The sequence below is a fragment of the Frigoribacterium sp. CFBP 13729 genome, from assembly GCF_014841875.1.
Lineage (GTDB): Bacteria > Actinomycetota > Actinomycetes > Actinomycetales > Microbacteriaceae > Frigoribacterium.
Genome location: NZ_JACYUR010000002.1, coordinates 630,411 through 651,455 on the forward strand (window position 1 = coordinate 630,411; position 21,045 = coordinate 651,455).

A 21,045-nucleotide genomic window follows, 5' to 3' on the forward strand; every position below is an offset into this window, starting at 1 on the left:
CGAGACCCCCAGAGGAACGACATGACGAAGAAGACGAAGGCACTGCTCGCCGCAGTGGTCGTCGCGGCGCTGGCCGTGACCGCCGGCATCGCCCTCCTCGTCGTCGGAGCACCCGGCGGCGCCCCCGACCGCACCGCCGGGGGGCCTGCCGAGAGCAGCGACCCCGGCACCGGCGACAGCACTCCCGACGCCCGCAGCGCCACGCAGATCGGCGAGGACTTCCTCGACGAGTGGGTGGACGACGACGGCCGCGTGGTCCGACGCGACCAGGGTGACGACACCGTCAGCGAGGGACAGGCCTACGGCATGCTCGTCGCCGCGGCCGTGGGCGACGAGGACCGCTTCGCCGCCATCTGGGACTGGACGAAGGAGGAGCTGGTCCGGCAGGACGGACTGCTCGCCTGGCGCTGGGCCGACGGCGCCGTCGTCGACGACATGCCCGCCAGCGACGCCGACGTCGACGCCGCCAGGGCTCTCGTGCTCGCCGGTGCGGCGTTCGACCGACCCACCTGGACCACCGAGGGAGTCCAGCTCGGCACGCACGTGCTCGACGAGATGACGGCGAGCACCGACGTGGGGCGCATCCTGCTCCCCGGTCCCTGGGCCGCCGGCTCCGGCCCGTGGTCGTACAACCCCTCCTACGCCGCGCCGGCCGCCTTCGCGCAGCTCGGCGAGGCCAGCGGCGACCCCCGCTGGACCGAGCTCGAGCAGGGCTCCCGCGCGGTCACCACGAACGTGCTGACCGCCACCGCCCTGCCGAGCGACTGGGCGCAGGTGCAGCAGGACGGCACCGTCGTCCCGTTGCCGAGCGCCGACGGCTCGTCCGGCACCGTGCAGTACAGCTACGACGCCGGCCGGCTCGCCCTGCGGTACGCCGAGTCGTGCGACCCGGTCGACGTGGCGCTGGCCGCCCGGCTCGCGCCGGTGCTGCAGCGCTACCCCGACCTGCCGATGCAGCTCGACCTGGGCGGCCAGGAGGTGGGCCAGGACCAGAGCCCGCTCGCCTACGCCGCGCGGGCCGCCGCGCTCGCCAGTGCGGGGGAGCCCGACGCCGCCGCGGCCGACCTCGGTCGTGCCGACGCGCTGGCGCAGTCGACGCCGACCTACTACGGCGCCGCCTGGGCCGCGCTCGCCGCCCTCCAGCTCGACGACGAGGGCTCGGCCCTCGGCGCCTGCTCGCCCCTGGCGGTGTCCCGATGACCGTGTCGCAGTTCGTCTCGTCGCACCGACGTGCCGCGATCGCGCTCGGCGCCGCCGTGCTGCTGCTCGCCGGGGGCGCGACCGTCGCCGCCGTCGCGGCGCAGCCGGGCGGGTCCGGCGCGGAGGCGCAGGGCCCGGCCTCGACCACCGCGCCGACGTCGTCCGCCTCGCCGAGCGCCGACCCCGCCAGCGGGGCCGCCGGCTCGTTCCAGGACCCGGCGGCACAGTCGTACACCCCGCCTCCCGCGGGGGCGACGCCCGAGCGGGTGCAGATCCCGTCCATCGGGGTCGACTCCGGCCTCGAGGACCTCGGCCTCGGCGCCGCCGGCGAGCTCGACCCGCCGCAGGCGTGGGAGTCGGCCGGCTGGTACCGCGACGGCACCGTGCCCGGAGCCGTCGGGCCGGCCGTCATCGCCGGCCACGTCGACTCGGGCAGCGGGCCCGCCGTCTTCGTCGACCTGGCGAAGCTGGCCGTCGGAGACGAGGTCCAGGTGACCCTGTCGACCGGCACCGTCGAGACGTTCCGCGTCACTGGCAGCGAGCGGACGCCCAAGGCGACGTTCCCCACCAGCGACGTCTACGGCTCGACCCCGACGCCGAGCCTGCGACTCATCACCTGCGACGGCACGTTCGACCGCTCGACCGGGCACTACGTCGACAACCTCATCGTCTTCGCCGACCTCGTGTCGACGAGCTGACGCCCCACACGCTCTCCGCCGCACGACCCTGAGGCCGACGCACCCGACACGTCCGGTCCGCCCCGCACCACTGCACCACTGCACCACCGCACCACCTCACCCGACCCGCACCGCCTTCTCTCCGACCCGACCGGAAAGGACCACCCCCGTGAACGACGCGCTCGTGATCATCCCCACCTACGACGAGAGGGACAACCTCGACATGATCGTCAGCCGGACCCTCGCGTCCGGCGCCGCCGTCGACGTCCTCGTCGTCGACGACGGCTCGCCCGACGGCACCGGCGCCCTCGCCGACACCTGGGCGGCCCGCGAGCCCCGCGTGCACGTGATGCACCGGACCGAGAAGGCGGGCCTCGGCGCCGCCTACCTCGCCGGCTTCGCCTGGGGCCTCGAGCGCGGCTACGACGCGATCGTCGAGATGGACGCCGACGGCTCGCACCACCCCGAGGACCTGCCCCGCATGCTCGGCCTGCTCGCCGACGACGACCTCGTGCTCGGCTCGCGCTGGGTGCCGGGCGGCGAGGTCGAGAACTGGCCGCTGCGGCGTGAGCTGCTCAGCCGCGGCGGCAGCTGGTACACCCGCGGTGCCCTCGGGATCCGCGTGGCCGACACGACGGGCGGCTTCCGCGCGTTCCGTGCCTCGGCCCTCCGCCGCATCGACCTCGACGCCGTCGAGTCGCGTGGCTACTGCTTCCAGGTCGACCTGCTCTGGCGCGCCCTCCAGGCGGGCCTCCGGGTCGTCGAGACTCCGATCACGTTCACCGAGCGCGTCCACGGCGCCTCGAAGATGAGCGGCTCGATCGTCAGGGAGTCGCTGACCAAGGTGACCCTCTGGGGTCTCCGCCGACGAGGGCGTGCCCTCGTCGAGCTGGTCGTGCGACACCGTCGCCTGCCGAGCGTCCGCGCGACGTCGCACCGGGTCGGGCCCGTCGTGCGCCACGCGCAGGCGCGCTAGCAGGGAGGCGGCACCGTCCGCACGGCAGGGGTGGTCAGCCCCGGCCGTGCGGACGTCGTCATGTCCGGGCTCGGTCGAGCGGCGCGGCTAGCGGACCACCGCGACCGAGTGCGGCGGCAGCACCAGCTCGGCGCCGGCCGCGATCGAGTCGTCGCTGGCGAAGAGCACGGAGGAGGCGGGCACGTCGACCCGCGCCTCCTGCGTCCCGAAGTTGACGGCCACCCGGATCGTGCCCCGGGTCATCACGAACCAGCCGGCCTCGGCGTCGTGCTCGACCGAGGTGCGGCCGAGGCGCGGGTCGGTGAGCTCGGGCTCGGCACGGCGCAGCGCCGTGAGCTGCTGGTAGGCGTCGAGCAGCAGGGCGTGGCGCCCCCGCCCGAGCTCCGACCAGTCCAGCTTCGAGTCCTCGAACGTCTGCGGGTCCTGGGGGTCGGGCACGACCGACTCGTCCCAGCCCGACTTCGCGAACTCGGCGATGCGGCCCTTCGCGGTGGCCTCGCCGAGCTCCTTCTCAGGGTGCGACGTGAAGAACTGCCACGGGGTCGACGCGCCCCACTCCTCGCCCATGAAGAGCATCGGCGTGTACGGCGAGGTGAGGGTCAGCGCCGCGGCGATCTGCAGCTGGCCGTCGTCGAGGGTGGCCGCGAGGCGGTCGCCGACGGCGCGGTTGCCGATCTGGTCGTGGTTCTGGTTCGCGACGACGAGGCGCCAGGCGGGCATGTGCCGGGCGTCGACCGGGTGGCCGTGGTCGGCCTCGCGGAACGACGACCAGGTGCCGTCGTGGAAGAACCCCTTCGTGACGACCTTCGCCAGCGAGTCGAGCGACGCGAAGTCGGCGTACCAGCTGTTCGTCTCGCCGGTCAGGGCGACGTGCAGCGCGTGGTGGAAGTCGTCGCTCCACTGCCCGTCGAGGCCGAAGCCCTGACGGTGGTCGGGTCCGAAGCCGCCGCCGTCGCGAGGCGTGACGAGGCGAGCGTCGTTCAGGTCGCTCTCGGCGATCAGCGTCAGCGGACGGCTCAGGTGGGCGCTGAGGGCGGCGGTGCGCTCGCCCATCTCCTGCAGCAGGTGCACGGGGCTGTCGTCGACGAGCGCGTGCACGGCGTCGAGCCGCAGGGCGTCGACGTGGAACCGCTCGAACCACATCAGCGCGTTGTCGAGGATGAACTCGCGCACCTCGTGCGAGCCCTCGTCGTCGAGGTTGACGTTGTCGCCCCACGTGTTCGCGTGCTTGCTCGACAGGTACGGGCCGAACACGGGCAGGTAGTTGCCCGAGGGGCCGAGGTGGTTGTAGACGACGTCCTGCACGACGCCGAGCCCGGCGGCGTGGGCGGCGTCGACGAAGCGCTGGTACGCGTCGGGTCCGCCGTAGTTGTCGGTCACGGTGAACCAGTCCACCCCGTCGTAGCCCCAGTTCCAGCGGCCGTTGACGCCGTTGACCGGCAGCAGCTCGACGAGGTCGACGCCGAGCTCGACCAGGTGCGGCAGCTTCTCGATCGCCGAGTCGAGCGTGCCGTCGGGCGTGAAGGTGCCGACGTGCAGCTCGTAGACCACCGCGCCGGCGAGCTGACGACCCATCCAGGAGGCGTCGGTCCAGTCGAACGAGTCGCCGTCCCAGGTCTCGCTGAGGCCGTGCACCCCGTCGGGCTGGCGCCGCGACCGCGGGTCGGGCAGGGGCGTCTCGCCGCCGTCGACGAGGAACCCGTAGCGGTGGCCGGGGGAGCGGTCGAGGTCGGCCGGCGCACGCCACCAGCCGGTCGCGGTCTCGTGCTCGAGCGGCAGCACGGCGCCGTCGAGGTGCAGCTGCACGGTGGTCGCGGTGGGTGCCCAGACGTCGTAGACGCTCATCGGTCTCCTCGGGAGGTGTGGTGGTCGGGAAGGTGCAGGTGGTCGGGTGGCCGCGGGCAGGACGACGAACCGCCGACCCGCAGGGGGTCGACGGTAGTCGTGCGGAGGGGCGCTGTTCCTGCCCTGCGGCGTCCTTACTGCTCTTCCGCAGGGACGAGCAGCGCGACGGGGTACGTGTCGAGCACGTCGGCGAGGCGGAGGCGCCCGCCCTCGTGCTCGCGCCCGGTGAGCACGTCGCGCCAGCGGCGGCCCTGGACGAGGACGACGGTGTCGCCCCAGCCCCCGGCCTGCTCGAGGGCGACGGGCAGGCGCGTCGCGATGGTCAGCGCGCCGCCGCGGTCGGCGGCCACGGCCGAGTCGGCCTGGTCGCCGAACACGGGCAGGGCGCCGTAGCGCGTGAACAGCTCCGGGCGGTCGCGACGCAGGGTCAGCGCCCGGTGCGTGACGAGCAGCTTCGCCGCGCCCGTCTCGTCGACGGGCGGCGTCTCGCCGGCGGCGACCTGGTCGAGGAGGCGGCGGCGCAGCGCGAAGTCGACCTCGCGACGGTTGTCCGGGTCGACGAGCGAGTGGTCCCACAGCTCGCCGCCCTGGTAGACGTCGGGGCTGCCGGGGCCGGTCAGCTGCAGCAGGGCGAGGCCGAGCGAGTTGCTGCGGCCGGGGGCGCGGACGACGTCGACGATCCTCTCGATCTCGTGCCGCACCTCCTCGTGGTCGAAGACCGCGTCGATCGCCGCGTGCATGCGCTCCTCGAAGGCCTCCGCGTCGGCGGTGCGGTCGGTCCACGTGGTCGAGGTGCTCGCCTCGCGGCTCGCCTTCTCGGCGTAGGCGTGCAGTCGCTCGCGCGATGCGGGCCAGGCGCCGACGACGCTCTGCCAGAGGACGTTCTCGAACGGGCCGTCGCCGATCGGGGCGAGGTCGCGGAGGCGCTCGAGGGTCGCCGTCCACTCGTCGCCGATCTCGGAGAGCACGGTGATCCGCGAGCGCACGTCGGCGCTGCGTTTCGTGTCGTGCGTCGACAGCGTCGTCATGCCGAAGGGCCGCTCCGCCAGACGGGCCTGCTGGCGAGCGTGGAACTCGGCGGGCGTCAGCGAGAACTCGGCGGGGTCCGCGCCGACCTCGGTGAGGGTGGCGAGACGGCTGTAGCGGTAGAACGCCGTGTCCTCGACTCCCTTCGCCATGACCATGCCGCTGGTCTGCTGGAAGCGCACCGACGCCGGGTGCGACTCGTCGGCGAGGACGGCGACGACGCGGGCGATCTCGTCCGCGAGATCGGGGCGGCTCCCGGTCGCGACCTCGGCCGCGCGGGCCAGCTGGTCGGCCCCCTGCGGGAGGTAGCTGCGGTAGACCGGGAACGCGGCGGCGAGCTCGGCGAGGGCGTCGACGACGGCGTCGTCCGCGCGTCCGTCGTCCGAGACGAGGCGCGCCAGGCGGCGGATCTCGCTGCCGAGGATGCCGTCGGCGATGCCGCGCTTGGTGCCGAGGATCATCCGGTGCCAGTCGACCGCCTCGTCCGAGGCGCGGGCGTCGCCGTCCGCGGGGGAGTGCGCGCTGTCGTCGTCGGCGCGCAGGCGCGAGTCGAGGCCGTCGAGCGCGGCGGCGCCGCGGGGGTCGACGAAGACCCGGTCGAGGTCGGCGAGGGCGTCGTAGCCGGTGGTGCCGTCCGTCGCCCAGTCCTCGGGGAGGCGCTCGTCGCCCTCGAGGATCTTCTCGACGAGCACGTGGGCGCCGCCGGTCAGCGCGGCGAGCCGGTCGAGGTAGCCGCCCGGGTCGGCCAGGCCGTCCGGGTGGTCGACGCGGAGACCGTCGACGAGGCCCTCGCGGAACCAGCGCCCGATCTCGGCGTGCGACTCGTCGAAGACCCAGCCCTCCTCGACGCGGATGCCGGCGAGGGTGTTCACCGCGAAGAAGCGACGGTAGTTGAGGTCGGTGTCGGCGCGCTTCCAGTGCACGAGCTCGTACGACTGGCGGGAGTGCACGGCCGCAGCGTCGGCAGGGCCGTCCGCGGCGCCGCCGAGCGTGCCGGGTGCGATCGGGTAGACGTTCTCGTAGTAGTGCAGCTCGCCGTCGACGACCTCGAGGCCCTCGATCCGCCCGTCGTCGCCCGCGGGCTCGCCGAGCACGGGCAGCAGCACCTTGCCGCCGCCGGCCGCCCAGTCGACGTCGAACGCGTCGGCGTACCTGCTCTCGCGGCCGTGGGTGAGCAGGTCCCACCACCAGGTGCTGGCCTTCGGGGTCGCGACGCCGACGTGGTTCGGCACGATGTCGACGAGGACGCCGAGGTCGGCGCCGTGGGCACGCTCGGACAGGGCGTCGAGGCCCGCGGTGCCGCCGCGGTCGGGGTCGACCCGGCTGTGGTCGACGACGTCGTAGCCGTGGTCGCTGCCCGGCTCGGCCTCGAGCACGGGCGACAGGTAGACCCAGTCGGCGCCGAGGTCGCGCAGGTACTGCACCTGGTCGGCCGCCGCGAACAGGTCGAAGCCCGCCCTGATCTGCAGCCGGTAGGTGGAACGGGGGTGGTCGTGTCGGGTCACGCGGGCTCCTCGGCCGTGGCTCGGAGGACGACGAGGGAACGGCCCGCCACGGGGAGCCGGTCGCCGGCGAGCAGCGCCGCAGGGACCTGCGGCGTGCTGGGGGGCTGGACGGTGGTCGCGGTCCGCGTCGCCGTCGGCGTGCGCGGTGCGGCCTGGGCCGGGGGCGGAGGCGCCGACACGGTGCTGTCGACCACCACCTCCCAGCCCTCCGCGTACTCGTCGGGCGGCAGGACGAAGGTGACCGTCTCCGCGCTCGCGTTGAAGTACAGGACGAAGTTGACGTCGGTGATGCGGCCGCCGCGCTGGTCGCGCCCCCGGATGCCGTCGCCGTTGAGGAACATGCCGATCGCCTTGGCGTAGGACTCGTTCCACTCGCCCTCCTGCATGGCGTCGCCCTCGGGCGTGAGCCAGACGATGTCGGGCAGCGGCTCGCCCTCGCCCCGGGTGACGGGACGGCCGTTGAAGTAGCGCTGACGGCGGAACGTGGGGTGGTCGTGCCGCAGCTTGATCACCTCGGCGACGAACTCGACGAGCTCGCGGTCCGCCGCCTCCCAGTCGATCCAGCTGATGGGGCTGTCCTGGGCGTAGGTGTTGTTGTTGCCGCGCTGGGTGCGGCCCAGCTCGTCGCCGTGCAGCAGCATCGGGACGCCCTGGCTGAGCAGCAGGGTCGCGAGGAAGCTGCGCTGGCGCTGCTCGCGGAGGGCGCGCACCTGCGGGTCGTCGGTCTCGCCCTCGACGCCGCTGTTCCATGAGCGGTTGTGGCTCTCGCCGTCGGCGCCGCCCTCGCCGTTCGCGTCGTTCTGCTTCTCGTTGTAGCTGACGAGGTCGCGCATGGTGAAGCCGTCGTGCGCCGTCACGAAGTTGATGCTCGCGACCGGGCGGCGACCGTCGCGCTCGTAGAGGTCGGCCGAGCCGGTGATGCGGCTCGCGAACTCGCCGAGCGTCGAGGGCTCGCCGCGCCAGAAGTCGCGGACGGTGTCGCGGTACTTGCCGTTCCACTCGGTCCACTGCGGCGGGAAGTTGCCGACCTGGTAGCCGCCGGGGCCGACGTCCCACGGCTCGGCGATCAGCTTGACCTGGGACACGATCGGGTCCTGCTGCACGAGCTCGAAGAAGGTCGACAGCCGGTCGACCTCGTAGAACTCGCGGGCGAGGGAGGCGGCGAGGTCGAAGCGGAAGCCGTCGACGTGCATCTCGGTCACCCAGTACCGCAGGCTGTCCATGATCAGCTGCAGCGAGTGCGGGTGGCGGACGTTGAGGCTGTTGCCGGTGCCCGTGTAGTCCATGTAGTGCTTGGCGTCGCCGTCCATCAGCCGGTAGTAGGCGGCGTTGTCGATGCCCTTGAACGACAGGGTCGGCCCGAGGTGGTTGCCCTCGGCCGTGTGGTTGTAGACGACGTCGATGATGACCTCGATGCCCGCGGCGTGCAGCACCCGCACCATCGTCTTGAACTCCTGCACCTGCTGGCCGATGTCGCCCGTGGCCGAGTAGGCCGCGTGGGGCGCGAAGAAGCCGATGGTGTTGTAGCCCCAGTAATTGCTGAGGCCCTTCTCGAGCAGCGTGTTGTCCTGCACGAACTGGTGCACGGGCATCAGCTCGAGGGTCGTGATGCCGAGCTTCTTGAGGTGGTCGATGATCGCCGGGTGGGCGACGCCGGCGTAGGTGCCGCGCTCGTCCTCGGGGATGTCGGGGTGCGTCTCGGTGAGGCCCTTGACGTGCGCCTCGTAGATGACGGTCTCGTCGTAGCTGTACTTCGGGGGGCGGTCGCCCTGCCAGTCGAAGAACGGGTTGATGACGACGCCGAGCATCATGTGCGGGCCGCTGTCGTCGTCGTTCCGCGAGTCGGGGTCGCCGAAGTGGTACGCGAAGAGCGACTCGTCCCAGTCGATCTCGCCGCAGGTGGCCTTGGCGTACGGGTCGAGCAGCAGCTTGGCAGGGTTGGCCCGCGAGCCCGTCGCGGGGTCGTAGTCGCCGTGCACGCGGTAGCCGTACTTCTGCCCGGGCTGCACGGTCGGCAGGTAGGCGTGCCAGACGTAGGCGTCGACCTCGGTGAGGGGCACGCGCGTCTCGGCGCCGTCGGCGTCGAAGAGGCACAGCTCGACCTTGCTGGCCGCCTCGCTGAAGATCGCGAAGTTGGTGCCGCTGCCGTCGTAGGTGGCGCCGAGCGGGTAGGGGTTGCCTGGCCAGGTGTGCAATCGGACCTCCGGGTCGTGGACCACGTCAGCCTACGGGCAGCGGGCGCACAGGGGCCGCCGCGCCTAGCGTCGGGGCATGACGACCGCAGCGCTGCCGACGACGGCAGCTGTCCTCGACCCCCGCCCGCACCTCCTCGTCGGGGCCTCGTCGTGAGGGTCGTCGTGATCGGCGCGACCGGGCACGTCGGGGGCTACCTCGTGCCGCGGCTCGTGCTCGCCGGGCACGACGTCGTCGCGGTGTCGCGCGGCACCTCGGCTCCCTACCGCGAGCACGCCGCCTGGGCGAGCGTCGAGCGGGTGCAGCTCGACCGCGAGGTCGGCGACGCCGACGGCTCGTTCGGCCGGGCGATCGCCGACCTGCACGCGGACGTCGTCGTCGACCTGATCTGCTTCACGCCCGCCTCCGCGCTCTCGCTCGTGGAGGCGCTGCGAGGCAGCGGCACGGTGCTGCTGCACTGCGGCACCATCTGGGTGCACGGCCCGTCGGCGGAGGTGCCGGTGACCGAGGAGGCGCGGCGCACGCCGGTCGGCGAGTACGGCACGCAGAAGGCCGAGATCGAGCGCCTGCTGCTGGCCGAGTCGCGACGACCCGGCGGCGTGCCGAGCGCCGTGCTGCACCCCGGGCACATCACCGGGCCCGGCTGGCCGATGATCAACGCCGTCGGCAACCTCGACCTCGACGTGTGGGAGGCGCTCGCGGCGGGACGCGAGGTCGTCATGCCGGGGCTCGGGCTCGAGACCGTCCACCACGTGCACGCCGACGACGTCGCGCAGGCGTTCCAGTTGGCCGTCGAGCGTCCGGCGCAGGCCGTGGGGGAGTCGTTCCACGTCGTCAGCGAGCGCGCCGTGACCCTGCGCGGCCTCGCCGAGCAGGTCGCGAGGATCTTCGGGCAGGAGGCGCACCTCACGGTCGCGTCGTTCGACGACTTCTGCGCCCAGCGCAGCCCCGAGTCGGCCGACGCGTCATGGCAGCACCTGTCGCGCAGCCTCTCGATGAGCATCGACAAGGCCCGGCGGCTGCTCGGCTACGCGCCGCGCTACACGAGCGTCGAGGCGATCGTCGAGGGCCTCGAGTGGCTGCGCGCCGACGGGCAGCTCACGCTCGCCTGACGCGCTCGGGCCGCGGCAGCGCTATGCTCGGCGGCACACACACGGGAGTCCGGTGATCCGGGCTGAGAGGAAGCGATCCACGCTTCGACCGTCGAACCTGATCTGGATCATGCCAGCGCAGGGAGGAGAGAACATGTCTGTTTCCGTGTCCGCGAACGAGGCCCAGCCCGATCGCCAGGATCGTCCCACAGCCTCGGGGTCGCCGAGGTCGCCGAGGTCGCCGAGGCCGTCGCGCCGCTGGCGCGTCGTCGACATCGTCGTCGCCAGCGTGATCGGCGTCGCCTGCGGCGTCGTCTTCTGGGCCTGGGGCCTCGCGTGGGAGCCGCTCAGCAACCTGCTGGCCTTCACGCCCGGCCTCTCGGGCCTGCTGTCGGGCGGCTGGCTCTTCGCCGGCGTGCTCGGCGGGCTGATCATCCGCAAGCCGGGCGCCGCCGTCTACACCGAGGTGATGGCGGCCGTGGTGTCGATGCTGATCGGCACGCAGTGGGGCTTCTCGACCCTGATCTGGGGCGTCGTCGAGGGCCTCGGCGCCGAGCTCGTCTTCGCGGCGTTCCTCTACTCGTCCTTCCGCCTCCACGTCGCCCTGCTCGCCGGTGCCGGCGCGGGCGTCGCGGTCGCCCTGCTCGACACCTCGTTCTCGTCGATCGCCGCGACCGCGCTCGACTTCAAGGTCGTCTACGGCATCAGCGCCGTCGTCTCCGGGGTCGTCCTGGCCGGTCTGCTCTCCTGGCTCGCCGCCCGGGGGCTCGCCCGCACCGGCGCGCTCAGCCGCTTCGCCTCCGGCCGCTCGGCCGAGGCACGCGTCTGAGCATCGCGTCCTCGACGACGTGACCGCCTCCTCCGGCGCCCGGGTCGACGCCCGCGGCTGGGGGTGGTGGCACGCCGGCCGGATCCTCCCGGCCGTGTCCGACCTCGACCTCGTCGTCGAGCCGGGCGAGCGCGTGCTGCTGCTCGGCGCCTCCGGGGCAGGCAAGTCCACGCTGCTCGCCGGGCTGGCCGGCGTGCTCGGCGGCGACGACGAGGGCGACGCCCGCGGCGAGCTGCTCGTCGACGGGCGACCTCCGGCCGAGCAGCGCGGCCGCGTCGGGCTGGTGCTGCAGGATCCCGACTCGCAGGTCGTCCTCGCCCGCGTCGGCGACGACGTGGCCTTCGGCTGCGAGAACATCGGCGTGCCGCGCGACGAGACGTGGCGCCGCGTCGACGACGCCCTCGACGCCGTCGGGCTCGACCTGCCGCGCTCGTGGCCGACCGCCCAGCTGAGCGGCGGGCAGAAGCAGCGCCTCGCGCTCGCCGGCGCACTCGCGATGCGACCAGGCCTCGTCCTGCTCGACGAGCCGACGGCGAACCTCGACCCCGAGGGTGTCGTCGAGGTGCGCGACGCCGTCGCCCGGGTGGCCGAGCGCACCGGCGCGACGCTCGTCGTCGTCGAGCACCGCGTCTCGGTCTGGCTGCCCGTCGTCGACCGCGTCGTCGTGCTCGCCGCCGGCGGGGGAGTCCTCGCCGACGGCGCCCCCGAGGAGGTGCTCGACCGGCAGCGCGGACGGCTCACGGAGGCGGGGGTGTGGGTCCCCGGGGTCGTGCTGGAGCCGCCCGTCCGGCGTCGCGCCTCCTCGCGGGGCCCGCTGCTCGAGGCCAGCGGGCTGGCCGTGGGCCACCGCGGCCGTGCCGTCGCCTCCGACATCGACCTGGTGGTGCACGACGCCCGCACCCTGGCCGTGACCGGCCCCAACGGCGCGGGCAAGTCGACGCTCGCCCTGACGCTCGCCGGCCTGCTCGCCCCGGTGTCGGGCGAGCTGCGTGCCACCGACGAGCTCGCCGCCGGTGCCGGCGCCGTGCCCGTGCGGTGGCGCTCGCGCGAGCTGCTCACCCGGGTCGGCACGGTGTTCCAGGACCCGGAGCACCAGTTCCTCACCCCCACCGTGCGTCGCGAGCTGGCGGTCGGGCCGGAGGCGCTCGGCGAGCCGGCGGCGCAGGTCGCCGAGCGCGTCGACGAGCTCCTGGCGCGCCTCCGGCTGGACCACCTCGCCGGCGCGAACCCGTTCACGCTGTCCGGGGGCGAGAAGCGGCGCCTGTCGGTGGCGACCGTCCTCGCCTCGCGGCCGCGCCTCCTCGTGCTCGACGAGCCCACCTTCGGGCAGGACGCGCGCACCTGGCGCGAGCTGGTCGCGCTCCTGGCGGCCCTCGTGGACGAGGGCCGCAGCGTCGTTGCGGTCACGCACGACGCCGAGTTCGTCGACGCGCTGGCGGACGAGGTGGTCGTCCTCGAACGGCCCGTCGTCGCCGAGGGGTCACGATGAGCCTGCTCGAGGCGGTCGAGACCGACCGTGTCGTCGGACGGATCAACCCCGTCGCGAAGCTGCTCGCCGCGCTCGTCGTGTCGGTGGTGCTGCTGCTCTCGATCGACTGGGTGTCGGCGGGGGTGGCGCTCGGCCTCGAGCTGCTGCTGCTGCCCTGGGCGGGGCTCTCGGCGAGGCAGCTGCTCCGGCGGACCGCGCCGCTCTGGATCGCCGCGCCGATGTCGGTCGTCGTCACGGTCCTCTACGGCCGCGACGACGGCGCCGTGCTGCTGCAGTTCTGGTGGATCAGCGTGACGGAGGGGTCCGTCTCGTTGGCCTTCGCCATCGGCCTGCGCATCCTCGCGGTCGGCATCCCCGGCATCGTCCTCCTGGCCACGACCGATCCCACCGACCTCGCCGACGGCCTCGCACAGGTGCTGCGGCTGCCGGCGCGGTTCGTGCTCGGCGGCCTCGCGGGGCTCCGGCTCGCCGGGCTGTTCGCCGACGACTGGCGCCAGCTGGCCCTCGCCCGACGGGCGCGGGGCGTCGCCGACGCGCGGGGCCCGGTCGCCGCCGCACGCCGCCTCGCCGGGCAGGCGTTCGCGCTGCTCGTCCTGTCGGTGCGGCGCGGGAGCAAGCTCGCGACGGCGATGGAGGCGAAGGGCTTCGGCTCGGACACCGCGCGCACCTGGGCCCGGCCGTCGACCGTGGGGCTCCGCGACGCCGTGCTGGTCGTGATCGGCGTGCTCATCGCGGCGGCTGCCGTCACGGCTGCGGTGCTCGCGGGGACGTGGGAGTTCGTCCTTGCCTGAGGACGGGGCGGCCGACGTGGGCCGGCCTGACGCCGACGCGCGTCGTGTCGTCGTCGACCTGCTGACGAGGGCGCAGGAGGCGCGGGTCGGCCAGGACCGCGTGGTGCTGCTGATCGACGGCCGCTCGGGCTCGGGCAAGACCACGTTGGCTCGACGGCTGGTGGCGGCCTGGCCCGTCGACCGGCTCGGGCCGGTCCAATTCGTCCACCTCGACGACGTGTACCCGGGGTGGCACGGGCTCGAGGCGGCGTCTCGGGTGGTCGAGTCGACGATCCTCGCGGCAGCGGACCCAGGGTGGACCACGTGGGACTGGGAGCACGGCGTGCCGGGGGAGCGGCGCACGCTCGACCCGGACGTCTCGGTGGTCGTCGAGGGCGCCGGGGCGCTGACCCGCGCCTCCTCGGCCCTGGCGACGCTGCGCGTCTGGTTGGAGCTCGACGACGAGACGCGGCGAGCCCGGGCGCTGCGGCGCGACGGCGCGACCTACGAGCCGTGGTGGGACGTGTGGGCCGAGCAGGAGGAGCGGCACCTCACGATCGACGGCCCGCGGGGCCTCGCCGACGTCGTGGTGGACGTCGGGCGCGGCGATTCGGTCGACGGCTCGGTCGGCGGCTCGGCGGGCTAGGCCCAGCCGAGCTCGTGCAGCTGTGCGTCGTCGATGCCGTAGAAGTGCGCGATCTCGTGCACGAGCGTGACGTGGATCTCGTCGCGGAGCTCGTCCTCGGTGTCGACGACGGCGAGGTGCGGCTCGCGGTAGAGGATGATGCGGTCGGGCAGTTCGCCGAAGCCGTAGGTGCCGCGCTCGGTGAGGGCGACGCCGTCGTAGAGGCCGAGGAGGTCGAGGGAGCCGTCCTCGGGGCGGTCGTCGGTGACGAAGACGACGTTGTCGAGGCCGTCGACCATGTCGTCGGGCAGCTCGTCGAGCTCGGCCACGACCAGCTCGTCGAACCGCGCGAGGCTCAGCGTCACCGGGTCGATGCCCGCCGCTGCCGTCGCGCCGTCCGCTCTCTCGTCGTCCACCTGCCCAAGGTCCCACACGCTTTTGACCGCAGACGGTGGTGACGCCCGATCAGGTCTCAGCGGCCGGTCCGGGTGCGGAGGCGCCGCGCCGCCTGCCGGGCCCCGCGGCCGAGGCCCCAGACGACGAAGAAGATGCCCGCTGGGGGGTTGATGACGGCCATCGCCTCGACGCGACGTTCCCATCCCCAGTAGCTGTAGGCCAGGAGCGCGAGGATGCCCGTGACCACGAGGGCGACCCCGACGAGCACGAGCCCCCACCACGGCATCGGCCTGTCACTCGTCGCCACGCTGGTCACCATCTGACCGTCCTACCAGCCGGGTGCCTCGGGCGTCCTCGCGCCATCGCTCCCGTGCGTACGGAGACAACGAGCGAAGCGAAGTTGCGCCGCTGCCGATGCACCTTCTCGGCCTTCCACGACGTCTCCGACGCGGAACGCGTCGGAGGCAAGAAGGCACGGAACCCCAAAAAGGCCCTGCCGAGTAGGGGCAGGGCCTTTCCATTGGGGTGAGTAACGGGGCTTGAACCCGCGGCCTCCTAGACCACAACCAGGCGCTCTACCAGCTGAGCTATACCCACCATGCGCGACTGCCGGAGCGATCGCAACGAGAAGACTCTACTACAGCCGGGGCGCCCATTCGTCCACGACGGCCTTCGAGATCGCCTGGACGTCGTCGGTGGTGGGGCCGGGGTCGGCGACGAAGCCGGCGCGGCGGTAGTACTCGAGCTCGCGGATGGACTCGAGGATGTCGGCGAGGGCACGGTGGCCGCCGTGCTTCTGGGGCGCGTTGAAGTAGACGCGGGGGAACCAGCGGCGTGCCAGTTCCTTGATGGAGGAGACGTCGACGCTGCGGTAGTGCAGGTGGCCGTCGACGCGCGGCATGTACTTGGCGAGGAACGCGCGGTCGGTGCCGATCGTGTTGCCGGCCAGGGGCGCGTGCTGCTCGGTCGGGACGTACTTCAGGATGTACTCGAGCACCTCGTACTCGGCCTCGGCGAGGCTGGCGCCGTTCGGGATCTCGTCGATCAGCCCGGAGGTCGTGTGCATCTCGGTGACGAAGTCGCCCATGTTGTCGAGGGCCGACTGGTCGGGCTTGATGACGATGGTGAAGCCGGGGTGCACGGGCACGAGGTCGAAGTCGGTGACGACGACGGCCACCTCGACCAGCTCGTCGACGGCGATGTCGAGGCCCGTCATCTCGCAGTCGATCCACACCAGTCGGTCGTTCGTCGTAGCCATGCCGCCACTCTAGTCCGGGGCTCCGACACGGCCCGGCCCGCGCCTCCTCGTCTCGTGGGCGGGGGAGGCGCGGGCCGGGCCGGGCGTGCGGGTCGCGGCTACGAGACCTCGCCGGCCGAGATCGCCTCGGCCTCGACGCGGGTCGACTCGGGGCCGTCGTCGACGCGACGCAGGGCGCGACGCCCGGCGAGGATGATCACGAGGCCGACGGCGACGCTCGCGGCGGCGAAGACGTAGGCGGCGCTCGGCGCGATGCTGTCGGCGAGGAGCGTGGCCACGGGCGGGGCGATCGCGCCGCCGATGAACCGGACGGCCGAGTACGCGCTCGACGCCACCGAGCGGGGCAGGTCGGTCGCCTCCATCACGCTCTCGGTGAGCACCGTGTTGAGCACGCCCAGCACGAGGCCGCCGACGACGACGCAGGTGACGAGCGCCGCGGGCGTCCCGACGAACAGCGCCGCCGCGAGCAGGTCGAGCGTCAGCAGGGGCAGGGCGATGCGCAGCACCGTCGTCCGCTTCATCCGGGCGGTCAGCAGCGGGGCGACCCACACGGAGGTGATCGCGAGGCCGACGCCCCAGCCGAAGAAGGTGAGGCCGATGCCCATGGCGCCGAAGCCGAGCGGGTACGGGGTGTACGCCAGCAGGACGAAGAAGCCGATGTTGTAGAAGAACGCGGTCGCCGCGAGGGTGCCGAGGGCCGGCACGGCCAGGGCGCGGAACGGCGCCGACAGCCTCGTGGGCGTCGGCTTCTCGATCGCGCCGCCCTTGAGGAAGACCGCGATGGCGATGAACGCGATCGCCATCAGCACGGTGACGCCGAAGAACGGTCCGCGCCAGCTCACGGAGCCCAGCAGGCCGCCGATCAGCGGGCCGATCGCGATGCCGAGGCCGAGGGCGGCCTCGTACAGGATGATGGCGGAGGCGGTGCCCCCGGAGGCGGCGCCCACGATCGTCGCGAGCGCGGTCGAGATGAAGAGGGCGTTGCCGAGGCCCCAGCCGGCACGGAAGCCGATGACCTCCCACACGTCGCCGCTCGTGGCGGCGAGCACGGCGAAGACGACGATCAGGGCGAGGCCGATCATGAGGGTCTTCTTGGCGCCGAGGCGGCTCGAGACCCAGCTGGTGAAGAACATCGCGATGCCGGTGACGGCCAGGTAGCTGGTGAAGAGCAGCTCGGTCTGCGTCGGGGTCGCCTTGAGCGACTCGGCGATGGCGGGGAGGATCGGGTCGACGAGGCCGATGCCCATGAAGGCGACGACGCAGGCGAACGCGATCGCCCAGACGGCCGTGGGCTGCTTGAGGATGCTCGGCTTCGCGGTGCCGGTGCTCGCGGCCGCGCCGTGGGTCGCGGCGCTCATGCGGACACCGCCTCGGACGAGACGCGGGTGCTCAGCAGCTGGGCGGCGTGGTCGAGCACGCGCCACTCGTCGTCGTCGAGGTCGTCGAAGAGGTGGCCGAGCGCGGTCGCGAGCTGGCCCTTCCACTCGGCCAGCGCCTCCGTGCCCTTGGGGGTGATGGCGATGAGCCAGGCGCGGGAGTCGTCGACGTCGGCGATGCGGCGGACGAGCTCGTCGTCGGCCAGGCCGTGGATGAGCTTGGTCATCGTCGGCTGGCTGACGCGGCTCGTCCGGGCGAGGTCGCCGACGCGCATCGAGCCGTCGGTCGTGAGGATCGAGAGCGTGCGCCAGACGGCGGGCGAGGTCGTGCGGCCGGTCTCCTGCGCGGCGATCCGCGTCAGGCGATGGGTCGACGTCAGGAGATTCTCCAGGATGTCGGTCGGCTGTGAAGTCATCCGGCAAGTGTATAGCCAATCTATATAGCTTGGCAATGTGAATGGGTCTCGCGACCGTGGACGGGCGGATCCCGGGGGAGACGCACCCAAGCTGGGCAAGGGATCGGTGCCTCCTGGTAGAACGGCTCCATGACAGACAGCAAGCCCACCGTGGCCGAGGGATCCGAGTACGTCGTCTTCTTCGAGGGCGGCCCGAGCGACGGCCGGACCGACACGCGCATCAGCACCAACGGCTCCTACGACGAGGAGATCGTCGACTACGTCCTGATCGACGGCCTCGAGACGGGCTTCGTCTACACGGCCGGCGAGGCGAAGATGGTCGGCGAGCAGCTGCAGGTCCACTACTCGCTCGACGTCAGGGACAGCGACCCGGTCGAGGACCCCGAGGACCGCAACGACGACCTCGACAACTGAGGCAGGTCGTCGGCTCCGCAGGGAGTCGACGCGACACGAGGAGGCGCGGGGAACATTCCCCCGCGCCTCCTCGTTGTCCCGGCCATGAAGCTCGAGCTGTACACGTCCGCTTTCTGTGCTCCCTGCCACGCGGCCCGCGCCGTCGTGGCCGACGCTCAGGCCCTCGTCCCTGCCCTCGTGGTCGACGAGGCGGACGTCGCCGCGCGTGCCGACCAGGCCGAGGCGCGGGGCATCACGAGCACGCCGACCATGGTCGTGCTCACCGACGACGGCACCGAGGTGTTCCGCGCGGCGGGCGCACCTCGCCTCGACCAGGTGCTGAGCGCGCTGGCCCTCGCCGTCTGACGGCGTCGCCGCCCGGGGGGACCGGACCCACGCGCTATCGTGGGGGCACGCCCTCGTAGCTCAGCGGATAGAGCAGGAGCCTTCTAATCTCTTGGTCGCAGGTTCGATTCCTGCCGAGGGCACCATGACGTGATCCACGTGGTGCTTCTCATCTCTTGGTCGCAGGTTCGATTCCTGCCGAGGGCACCGTGACGTGATGGCCAGGCGTCAGGCGTCGGGCGAGGTCCGGCGGCGGACGTCCTGGGCGCTGACCTGCTGGCCGTACGACGTCGTGTCCGGGTCGACGTCCGTGTCGTCGTCAGGCGACGACGTCAGGACCGCCGTGGCGCGGGTCTCGGACGGGGCCTCGCGAGCCGGGGCCGGCTCGTCGGCGGGACGTGTCGCGGGGGAGACCGGCGAGCGCCACTGCTCGTAGGCCGGTGCTCCCGTCTGCGCGGCCTGTGCGGGCTGCGCGGGCTGTGCCGACATGGTCGGGCGTGCTTCGCGAGACGCCGTGGCCGCCTGTTCCGCGTCCCAGGCCTTCTGCCGTGCGTCGAGGCCCTTGTCGACGTCCGCCTCCTCGTAGCTCCACCGCTCGAGGTCGGCCTTGAAGAGCTTCTTCGCACGCCCGGGCTTGTTCTGCCACTCGATCAGTCGGTCGCGCAGCTCGTCGAGAGCGTGCCCCGAGTCGTAGCTGAAGCTCGCGGAGTTCCGCTTGAGCTCCGCGATCTCGTGCTCGGCCCAGCTGGCCGCCGTGCCGGCCCCGGACACCGGCAGGAGGCGGAGCCGCACCTCGCTCTCCTGGGCGAGGTGGTCGGCGTAGGCACGCTCCTCCGGCCCGAGCGAGCTCCAGATCGCCGCCTTGCGGGCGGCCGAGACGATGCCCGCGACCGCCGTGGCCTTCGCCTCGTCGTCGTGCATCGCGACCACGCGGCGCATGGCCGCACGGCCGATCAGGGCGGCGACCACGCCTGCCAGGACGATCGCCACGAAGGGCACGACGGCCCCGCTGACGATGCGCCACCCTGCGTCCGACGACGCCCACTCCACGAAGCTGTTCCACCACTGCATGCGGCGAACTCTACAGCTGAGGTCGAAGGTCGTCGGGGCACCGACAGGAGTGCCGCCGAGCGTGTCGCGCGCCGTTCAGCGTGCTCAGGCGAAGCGGAAGCAGTCCGTCGCGTCGGACCGGCTCCAGAACTCGCCGATCTCGACGAACCGACGCTCGCGGGCGACGAAGCGCTTGGCCCGCCAGCGGTCGCCGAGCGGGTCGTCGAGCCGCTCCACGTAGCCGAGCACCTCGCCCCCGGCCCGGGTGACCCGAGCGAGGTCGTCGCGGACCTGCACCAGGCGGAGGCCGCCGCGGGTCTCGGTGAGGGCCTCGCGCGTCGCCGCGACGGCGGGGGGCGTCGTTGCGGCGCGGGTGGCGTCGGGGCTGAGGATCGTGGTGCTCGTGAAGGTCACGTGGTGCTCCTGGAGGTCATCCGGCCGATGCTGTCGAGGACGAGCACCACGGTACGGACGACCACCGACATCGACGACGCCGCCCGCACCCTCGAGGGGAGCGGGCGGCGTGACGGTGCGGTCCCGGGAGGACCCCGCGTCTCAGCGGTCGGTGCCGTCCACCGCGAACGGCTCGATCGCGGCGATCTCGTCGTCGCTCAGCCCCGCGCCGTGCAGGGCGTCGAGGCTGTCGTCGAGCTGCGCGACCGACGACGCGCCGATGAGGGCGCTCGTCACGGCGGGCTGCCTCAGCACCCAGGTCAGGGCGAGCTGGGCGAGCGACTGGCCGCGCGCCTCCGCGATCTCGTTCAGGCCGCGCACGCGCTCGAGGTAGGTCTCGTCCAGGGCGTCCTCGGTGAACCAGCGGCCCTCGGCGGCGCGCGACCCGGCCGGGGCTTTGCCCGAGAGGTACCTGTTCGTCAGCAGGCCGCCGGCGAGCGGCGAGAAGACGATCGAGCCGACGCCGTTCTCGAGCAGGGTGTCGAAGAGGCCCCGCTCGGGCGCGCGGTCGAACATGTTGTAGCGCGGCTGGTGGATGAGCAGCGGCACGCCCTCGTCGGCGAGGGCGTCGATCGCCGCCTGCGTCTGCTCCGGGCCGTAGTTCGAGATCCCCGCGTAGAGCGCCTTGCCCTGGTGCACGGCCGTCGCGAGGGCGCCCATCGTCTCCTCGATCGGCGTCTCGGGGTCGGGTCGGTGCGAGTAGAAGACGTCGACGTAGTCGAGGCCCGTGCGCTCGAGGCTGGCCTCGAGCGAGTTGAGCAGGTACTTGCGCGAGCCGCCGTCGCCGTAGGGCCCGGGCCGCATGTCGTAGCCGGCCTTGGTGGAGATCACGAGCTCGTCCCGGTAAGGGACGAGGTTGGCGGCGTGGATGCGGCCGAACTGCTCCTCGGCCGAGCCGTAGGGCGGCCCGTAGTTGTTCGCGAGGTCGAAGTGGGTGACGCCGCGGTCGAAGGCGCGCAGCACGATGTCGCGCTGCGTCTCGAGGGCGCGGTCGGTGCCGAAGTTGTTCCAGAGGCCGAGGGAGATGCGGGGCAGCTTGAGGCCGCTGCGCCCGGTGCGGACGTAGTCCAGCTTCGAGTACCGCTCGTCGTCGGCGACGTAGTGAGTGAAGGGTGATCTCATGTCGTCAGCC

At 72.8% G+C, this 21,045-nt stretch carries 21 protein-coding genes, 2 tRNA genes and 1 riboswitch; of the genes, 11 read left to right on the top strand and 12 right to left on the bottom strand.

What is annotated here, in order from left to right; genetic code table 11:
- Positions 1 to 21 precede the first annotated feature (21 nt).
- The 3 genes from IFT77_RS09330 (at position 22) to IFT77_RS09340 (ending at position 2,853) form a co-directional block, all read left to right on the top strand.
- A complete protein-coding gene (locus IFT77_RS09330; protein WP_192169812.1) occupies positions 22 to 1,200 on the top strand; it encodes a glycosyl hydrolase family 8 in 1,179 nt (392 codons plus the stop codon).
- Complete coding sequence (locus IFT77_RS09335; protein WP_192041210.1) at positions 1,197 to 1,898, top strand: class F sortase; 702 nt, start codon at positions 1,197 to 1,199, stop codon at positions 1,896 to 1,898. The genes IFT77_RS09330 and IFT77_RS09335 overlap by 4 nt, the downstream gene beginning before the upstream one ends.
- Positions 1,899 to 2,046: 148 nt before the next feature.
- Positions 2,047 to 2,853 carry a polyprenol monophosphomannose synthase gene (locus tag IFT77_RS09340; RefSeq protein WP_370544869.1) on the top strand — a complete coding sequence of 269 codons (807 nt, stop codon included), beginning with the start codon at positions 2,047 to 2,049 and terminating at the stop codon, positions 2,851 to 2,853.
- An 87-nt stretch (positions 2,854 to 2,940) separates the two neighbouring features.
- Here IFT77_RS09340 and treZ read toward each other — a convergent pair whose 3' ends face one another.
- The 3 genes from treZ to glgX all read right to left on the bottom strand — a co-directional run bounded on the left by treZ (position 2,941) and on the right by glgX (position 9,424).
- The gene (treZ, locus tag IFT77_RS09345; protein WP_192169813.1) at positions 2,941 to 4,698 is read right to left on the bottom strand and encodes a malto-oligosyltrehalose trehalohydrolase; all 1,758 of its coding nucleotides are present in this window, start codon (positions 4,696 to 4,698) and stop codon (positions 2,941 to 2,943) included.
- A gap of 134 nt (positions 4,699 to 4,832) precedes the next feature.
- Positions 4,833 to 7,229, bottom strand: a complete 2,397-nt coding sequence (treY, locus tag IFT77_RS09350) for a malto-oligosyltrehalose synthase (protein ID WP_192169814.1) — start codon at positions 7,227 to 7,229, stop codon at positions 4,833 to 4,835.
- A complete protein-coding gene (glgX, locus tag IFT77_RS09355; RefSeq protein ID WP_192169815.1) occupies positions 7,226 to 9,424 on the bottom strand; it encodes a glycogen debranching protein GlgX in 2,199 nt (732 codons plus the stop codon). Before glgX ends, treY begins: the two co-directional genes overlap by 4 nt.
- 150 nt (positions 9,425 to 9,574) lie before the next feature.
- Between glgX and IFT77_RS09360 the strand changes: the two genes are divergently transcribed.
- The 5 genes from IFT77_RS09360 (at position 9,575) to IFT77_RS09380 (ending at position 14,247) form a co-directional block, all read left to right on the top strand.
- Entirely contained in the window at positions 9,575 to 10,534 is a 960-nt protein-coding gene (locus IFT77_RS09360) for an NAD-dependent epimerase/dehydratase family protein (protein ID WP_192169816.1), read from the top strand.
- A gap of 31 nt (positions 10,535 to 10,565) precedes the next feature.
- Positions 10,566 to 10,676, top strand: a riboswitch (TPP riboswitch).
- Complete coding sequence (locus IFT77_RS09365) at positions 10,668 to 11,342, top strand: ECF transporter S component (protein WP_192041215.1); 675 nt, start codon at positions 10,668 to 10,670, stop codon at positions 11,340 to 11,342. Its footprint overlaps the riboswitch before it by 9 nt.
- Before the next feature lie 94 nt (positions 11,343 to 11,436).
- Positions 11,437 to 12,831 carry an ATP-binding cassette domain-containing protein gene (locus IFT77_RS09370; RefSeq protein ID WP_192169947.1) on the top strand — a complete coding sequence of 465 codons (1,395 nt, stop codon included), beginning with the start codon at positions 11,437 to 11,439 and terminating at the stop codon, positions 12,829 to 12,831.
- Positions 12,828 to 13,622: an energy-coupling factor transporter transmembrane protein EcfT gene (locus IFT77_RS09375; RefSeq protein ID WP_192169817.1), complete on the top strand. Its 795-nt coding sequence runs from the start codon at positions 12,828 to 12,830 to the stop codon at positions 13,620 to 13,622. Before IFT77_RS09370 ends, IFT77_RS09375 begins: the two co-directional genes overlap by 4 nt.
- On the top strand, positions 13,615 to 14,247 hold the full coding sequence (locus IFT77_RS09380; protein WP_244638614.1) for a hypothetical protein: 633 nt from the start codon (positions 13,615 to 13,617) through the stop codon (positions 14,245 to 14,247). Before IFT77_RS09375 ends, IFT77_RS09380 begins: the two co-directional genes overlap by 8 nt.
- Here IFT77_RS09380 and IFT77_RS09385 read toward each other — a convergent pair.
- The 6 genes from IFT77_RS09385 to IFT77_RS09410 all read right to left on the bottom strand — a co-directional run bounded on the left by IFT77_RS09385 (position 14,244) and on the right by IFT77_RS09410 (position 17,672).
- Positions 14,244 to 14,525, bottom strand: a complete 282-nt coding sequence (locus IFT77_RS09385) for a metallopeptidase family protein (protein ID WP_192169949.1) — start codon at positions 14,523 to 14,525, stop codon at positions 14,244 to 14,246. The genes IFT77_RS09380 and IFT77_RS09385 overlap by 4 nt on opposite strands.
- 173 nt (positions 14,526 to 14,698) lie before the next feature.
- Entirely contained in the window at positions 14,699 to 14,941 is a 243-nt protein-coding gene (locus tag IFT77_RS09390; RefSeq protein ID WP_192041217.1) for a hypothetical protein, read from the bottom strand.
- 202 nt (positions 14,942 to 15,143) lie between these two features.
- Positions 15,144 to 15,219: transfer RNA gene (locus IFT77_RS09395), tRNA-His, on the bottom strand.
- 40 nt (positions 15,220 to 15,259) lie between these two features.
- Positions 15,260 to 15,880 (bottom strand): oligoribonuclease, encoded by a 621-nt coding sequence (gene orn, locus IFT77_RS09400; RefSeq protein WP_123548205.1) that lies wholly within the window; start codon positions 15,878 to 15,880, stop codon positions 15,260 to 15,262.
- Positions 15,881 to 15,978: 98 nt separating this feature from the next.
- Positions 15,979 to 17,238, bottom strand: a complete 1,260-nt coding sequence (locus tag IFT77_RS09405; RefSeq protein WP_192169818.1) for an MFS transporter — start codon at positions 17,236 to 17,238, stop codon at positions 15,979 to 15,981.
- Positions 17,235 to 17,672, bottom strand: coding sequence for a MarR family winged helix-turn-helix transcriptional regulator (locus IFT77_RS09410; protein ID WP_192169819.1), 438 nt, complete (start codon positions 17,670 to 17,672; stop codon positions 17,235 to 17,237). Before IFT77_RS09410 ends, IFT77_RS09405 begins: the two co-directional genes overlap by 4 nt.
- 129 nt (positions 17,673 to 17,801) lie before the next feature.
- On the opposite strand from IFT77_RS09410, the gene IFT77_RS09415 reads away from it, so the two are divergent.
- The 3 genes from IFT77_RS09415 to IFT77_RS09425 all read left to right on the top strand — a co-directional run bounded on the left by IFT77_RS09415 (position 17,802) and on the right by IFT77_RS09425 (position 18,556).
- Complete coding sequence (locus tag IFT77_RS09415; RefSeq protein WP_192041220.1) at positions 17,802 to 18,086, top strand: oligoribonuclease; 285 nt, start codon at positions 17,802 to 17,804, stop codon at positions 18,084 to 18,086.
- Between the two features lie 84 nt (positions 18,087 to 18,170).
- Entirely contained in the window at positions 18,171 to 18,431 is a 261-nt protein-coding gene (locus tag IFT77_RS09420; RefSeq protein WP_192041221.1) for a thioredoxin family protein, read from the top strand.
- 49 nt (positions 18,432 to 18,480) lie between these two features.
- Positions 18,481 to 18,556: transfer RNA gene (locus IFT77_RS09425), tRNA-Arg, on the top strand.
- Positions 18,557 to 18,638: 82 nt separating this feature from the next.
- On the opposite strand, the gene IFT77_RS09430 is transcribed toward IFT77_RS09425, so the two are convergent.
- The 3 genes from IFT77_RS09430 to IFT77_RS09440 form a co-directional block, all read right to left on the bottom strand.
- Positions 18,639 to 19,481 carry a hypothetical protein gene (locus tag IFT77_RS09430; protein ID WP_192169820.1) on the bottom strand — a complete coding sequence of 281 codons (843 nt, stop codon included), beginning with the start codon at positions 19,479 to 19,481 and terminating at the stop codon, positions 18,639 to 18,641.
- An 84-nt stretch (positions 19,482 to 19,565) separates the two neighbouring features.
- Entirely contained in the window at positions 19,566 to 19,874 is a 309-nt protein-coding gene (locus IFT77_RS16880) for a hypothetical protein (protein ID WP_244638615.1), read from the bottom strand.
- 141 nt (positions 19,875 to 20,015) lie between these two features.
- Positions 20,016 to 21,035 carry an aldo/keto reductase gene (locus IFT77_RS09440; RefSeq protein WP_192169821.1) on the bottom strand — a complete coding sequence of 340 codons (1,020 nt, stop codon included), beginning with the start codon at positions 21,033 to 21,035 and terminating at the stop codon, positions 20,016 to 20,018.
- Between the last annotated feature and the right edge of the window lie 10 nt (positions 21,036 to 21,045).

Bases quoted from the DNA above. Each gene is read 5' to 3' on its own strand.
- IFT77_RS09330 (WP_192169812.1), top strand. From the start codon at position 22: ATGACGAAGAAGACGAAGGCACTGCTCGCCGCAGTGGTCGTCGCGGCG.
- IFT77_RS09335 (WP_192041210.1), top strand. From the start codon at position 1,197: ATGACCGTGTCGCAGTTCGTCTCGTCGCACCGACGTGCCGCGATCGCG.
- treZ (WP_192169813.1), bottom strand. From the start codon at position 4,698: ATGAGCGTCTACGACGTCTGGGCACCCACCGCGACCACCGTGCAGCTG.
- IFT77_RS09365 (WP_192041215.1), top strand. From the start codon at position 10,668: ATGTCTGTTTCCGTGTCCGCGAACGAGGCCCAGCCCGATCGCCAGGAT.
- IFT77_RS09375 (WP_192169817.1), top strand. From the start codon at position 12,828: ATGAGCCTGCTCGAGGCGGTCGAGACCGACCGTGTCGTCGGACGGATC.
- IFT77_RS09385 (WP_192169949.1), bottom strand. From the start codon at position 14,525: ATGGTCGACGGCCTCGACAACGTCGTCTTCGTCACCGACGACCGCCCC.
- IFT77_RS09390 (WP_192041217.1), bottom strand. From the start codon at position 14,941: ATGGTGACCAGCGTGGCGACGAGTGACAGGCCGATGCCGTGGTGGGGG.
- orn (WP_123548205.1), bottom strand. From the start codon at position 15,880: ATGGCTACGACGAACGACCGACTGGTGTGGATCGACTGCGAGATGACG.
- IFT77_RS09405 (WP_192169818.1), bottom strand. From the start codon at position 17,238: ATGAGCGCCGCGACCCACGGCGCGGCCGCGAGCACCGGCACCGCGAAG.
- IFT77_RS09410 (WP_192169819.1), bottom strand. From the start codon at position 17,672: ATGACTTCACAGCCGACCGACATCCTGGAGAATCTCCTGACGTCGACC.
- IFT77_RS09415 (WP_192041220.1), top strand. From the start codon at position 17,802: ATGACAGACAGCAAGCCCACCGTGGCCGAGGGATCCGAGTACGTCGTC.
- IFT77_RS09420 (WP_192041221.1), top strand. From the start codon at position 18,171: ATGAAGCTCGAGCTGTACACGTCCGCTTTCTGTGCTCCCTGCCACGCG.
- IFT77_RS09430 (WP_192169820.1), bottom strand. From the start codon at position 19,481: ATGCAGTGGTGGAACAGCTTCGTGGAGTGGGCGTCGTCGGACGCAGGG.
- IFT77_RS09440 (WP_192169821.1), bottom strand. From the start codon at position 21,035: ATGAGATCACCCTTCACTCACTACGTCGCCGACGACGAGCGGTACTCG.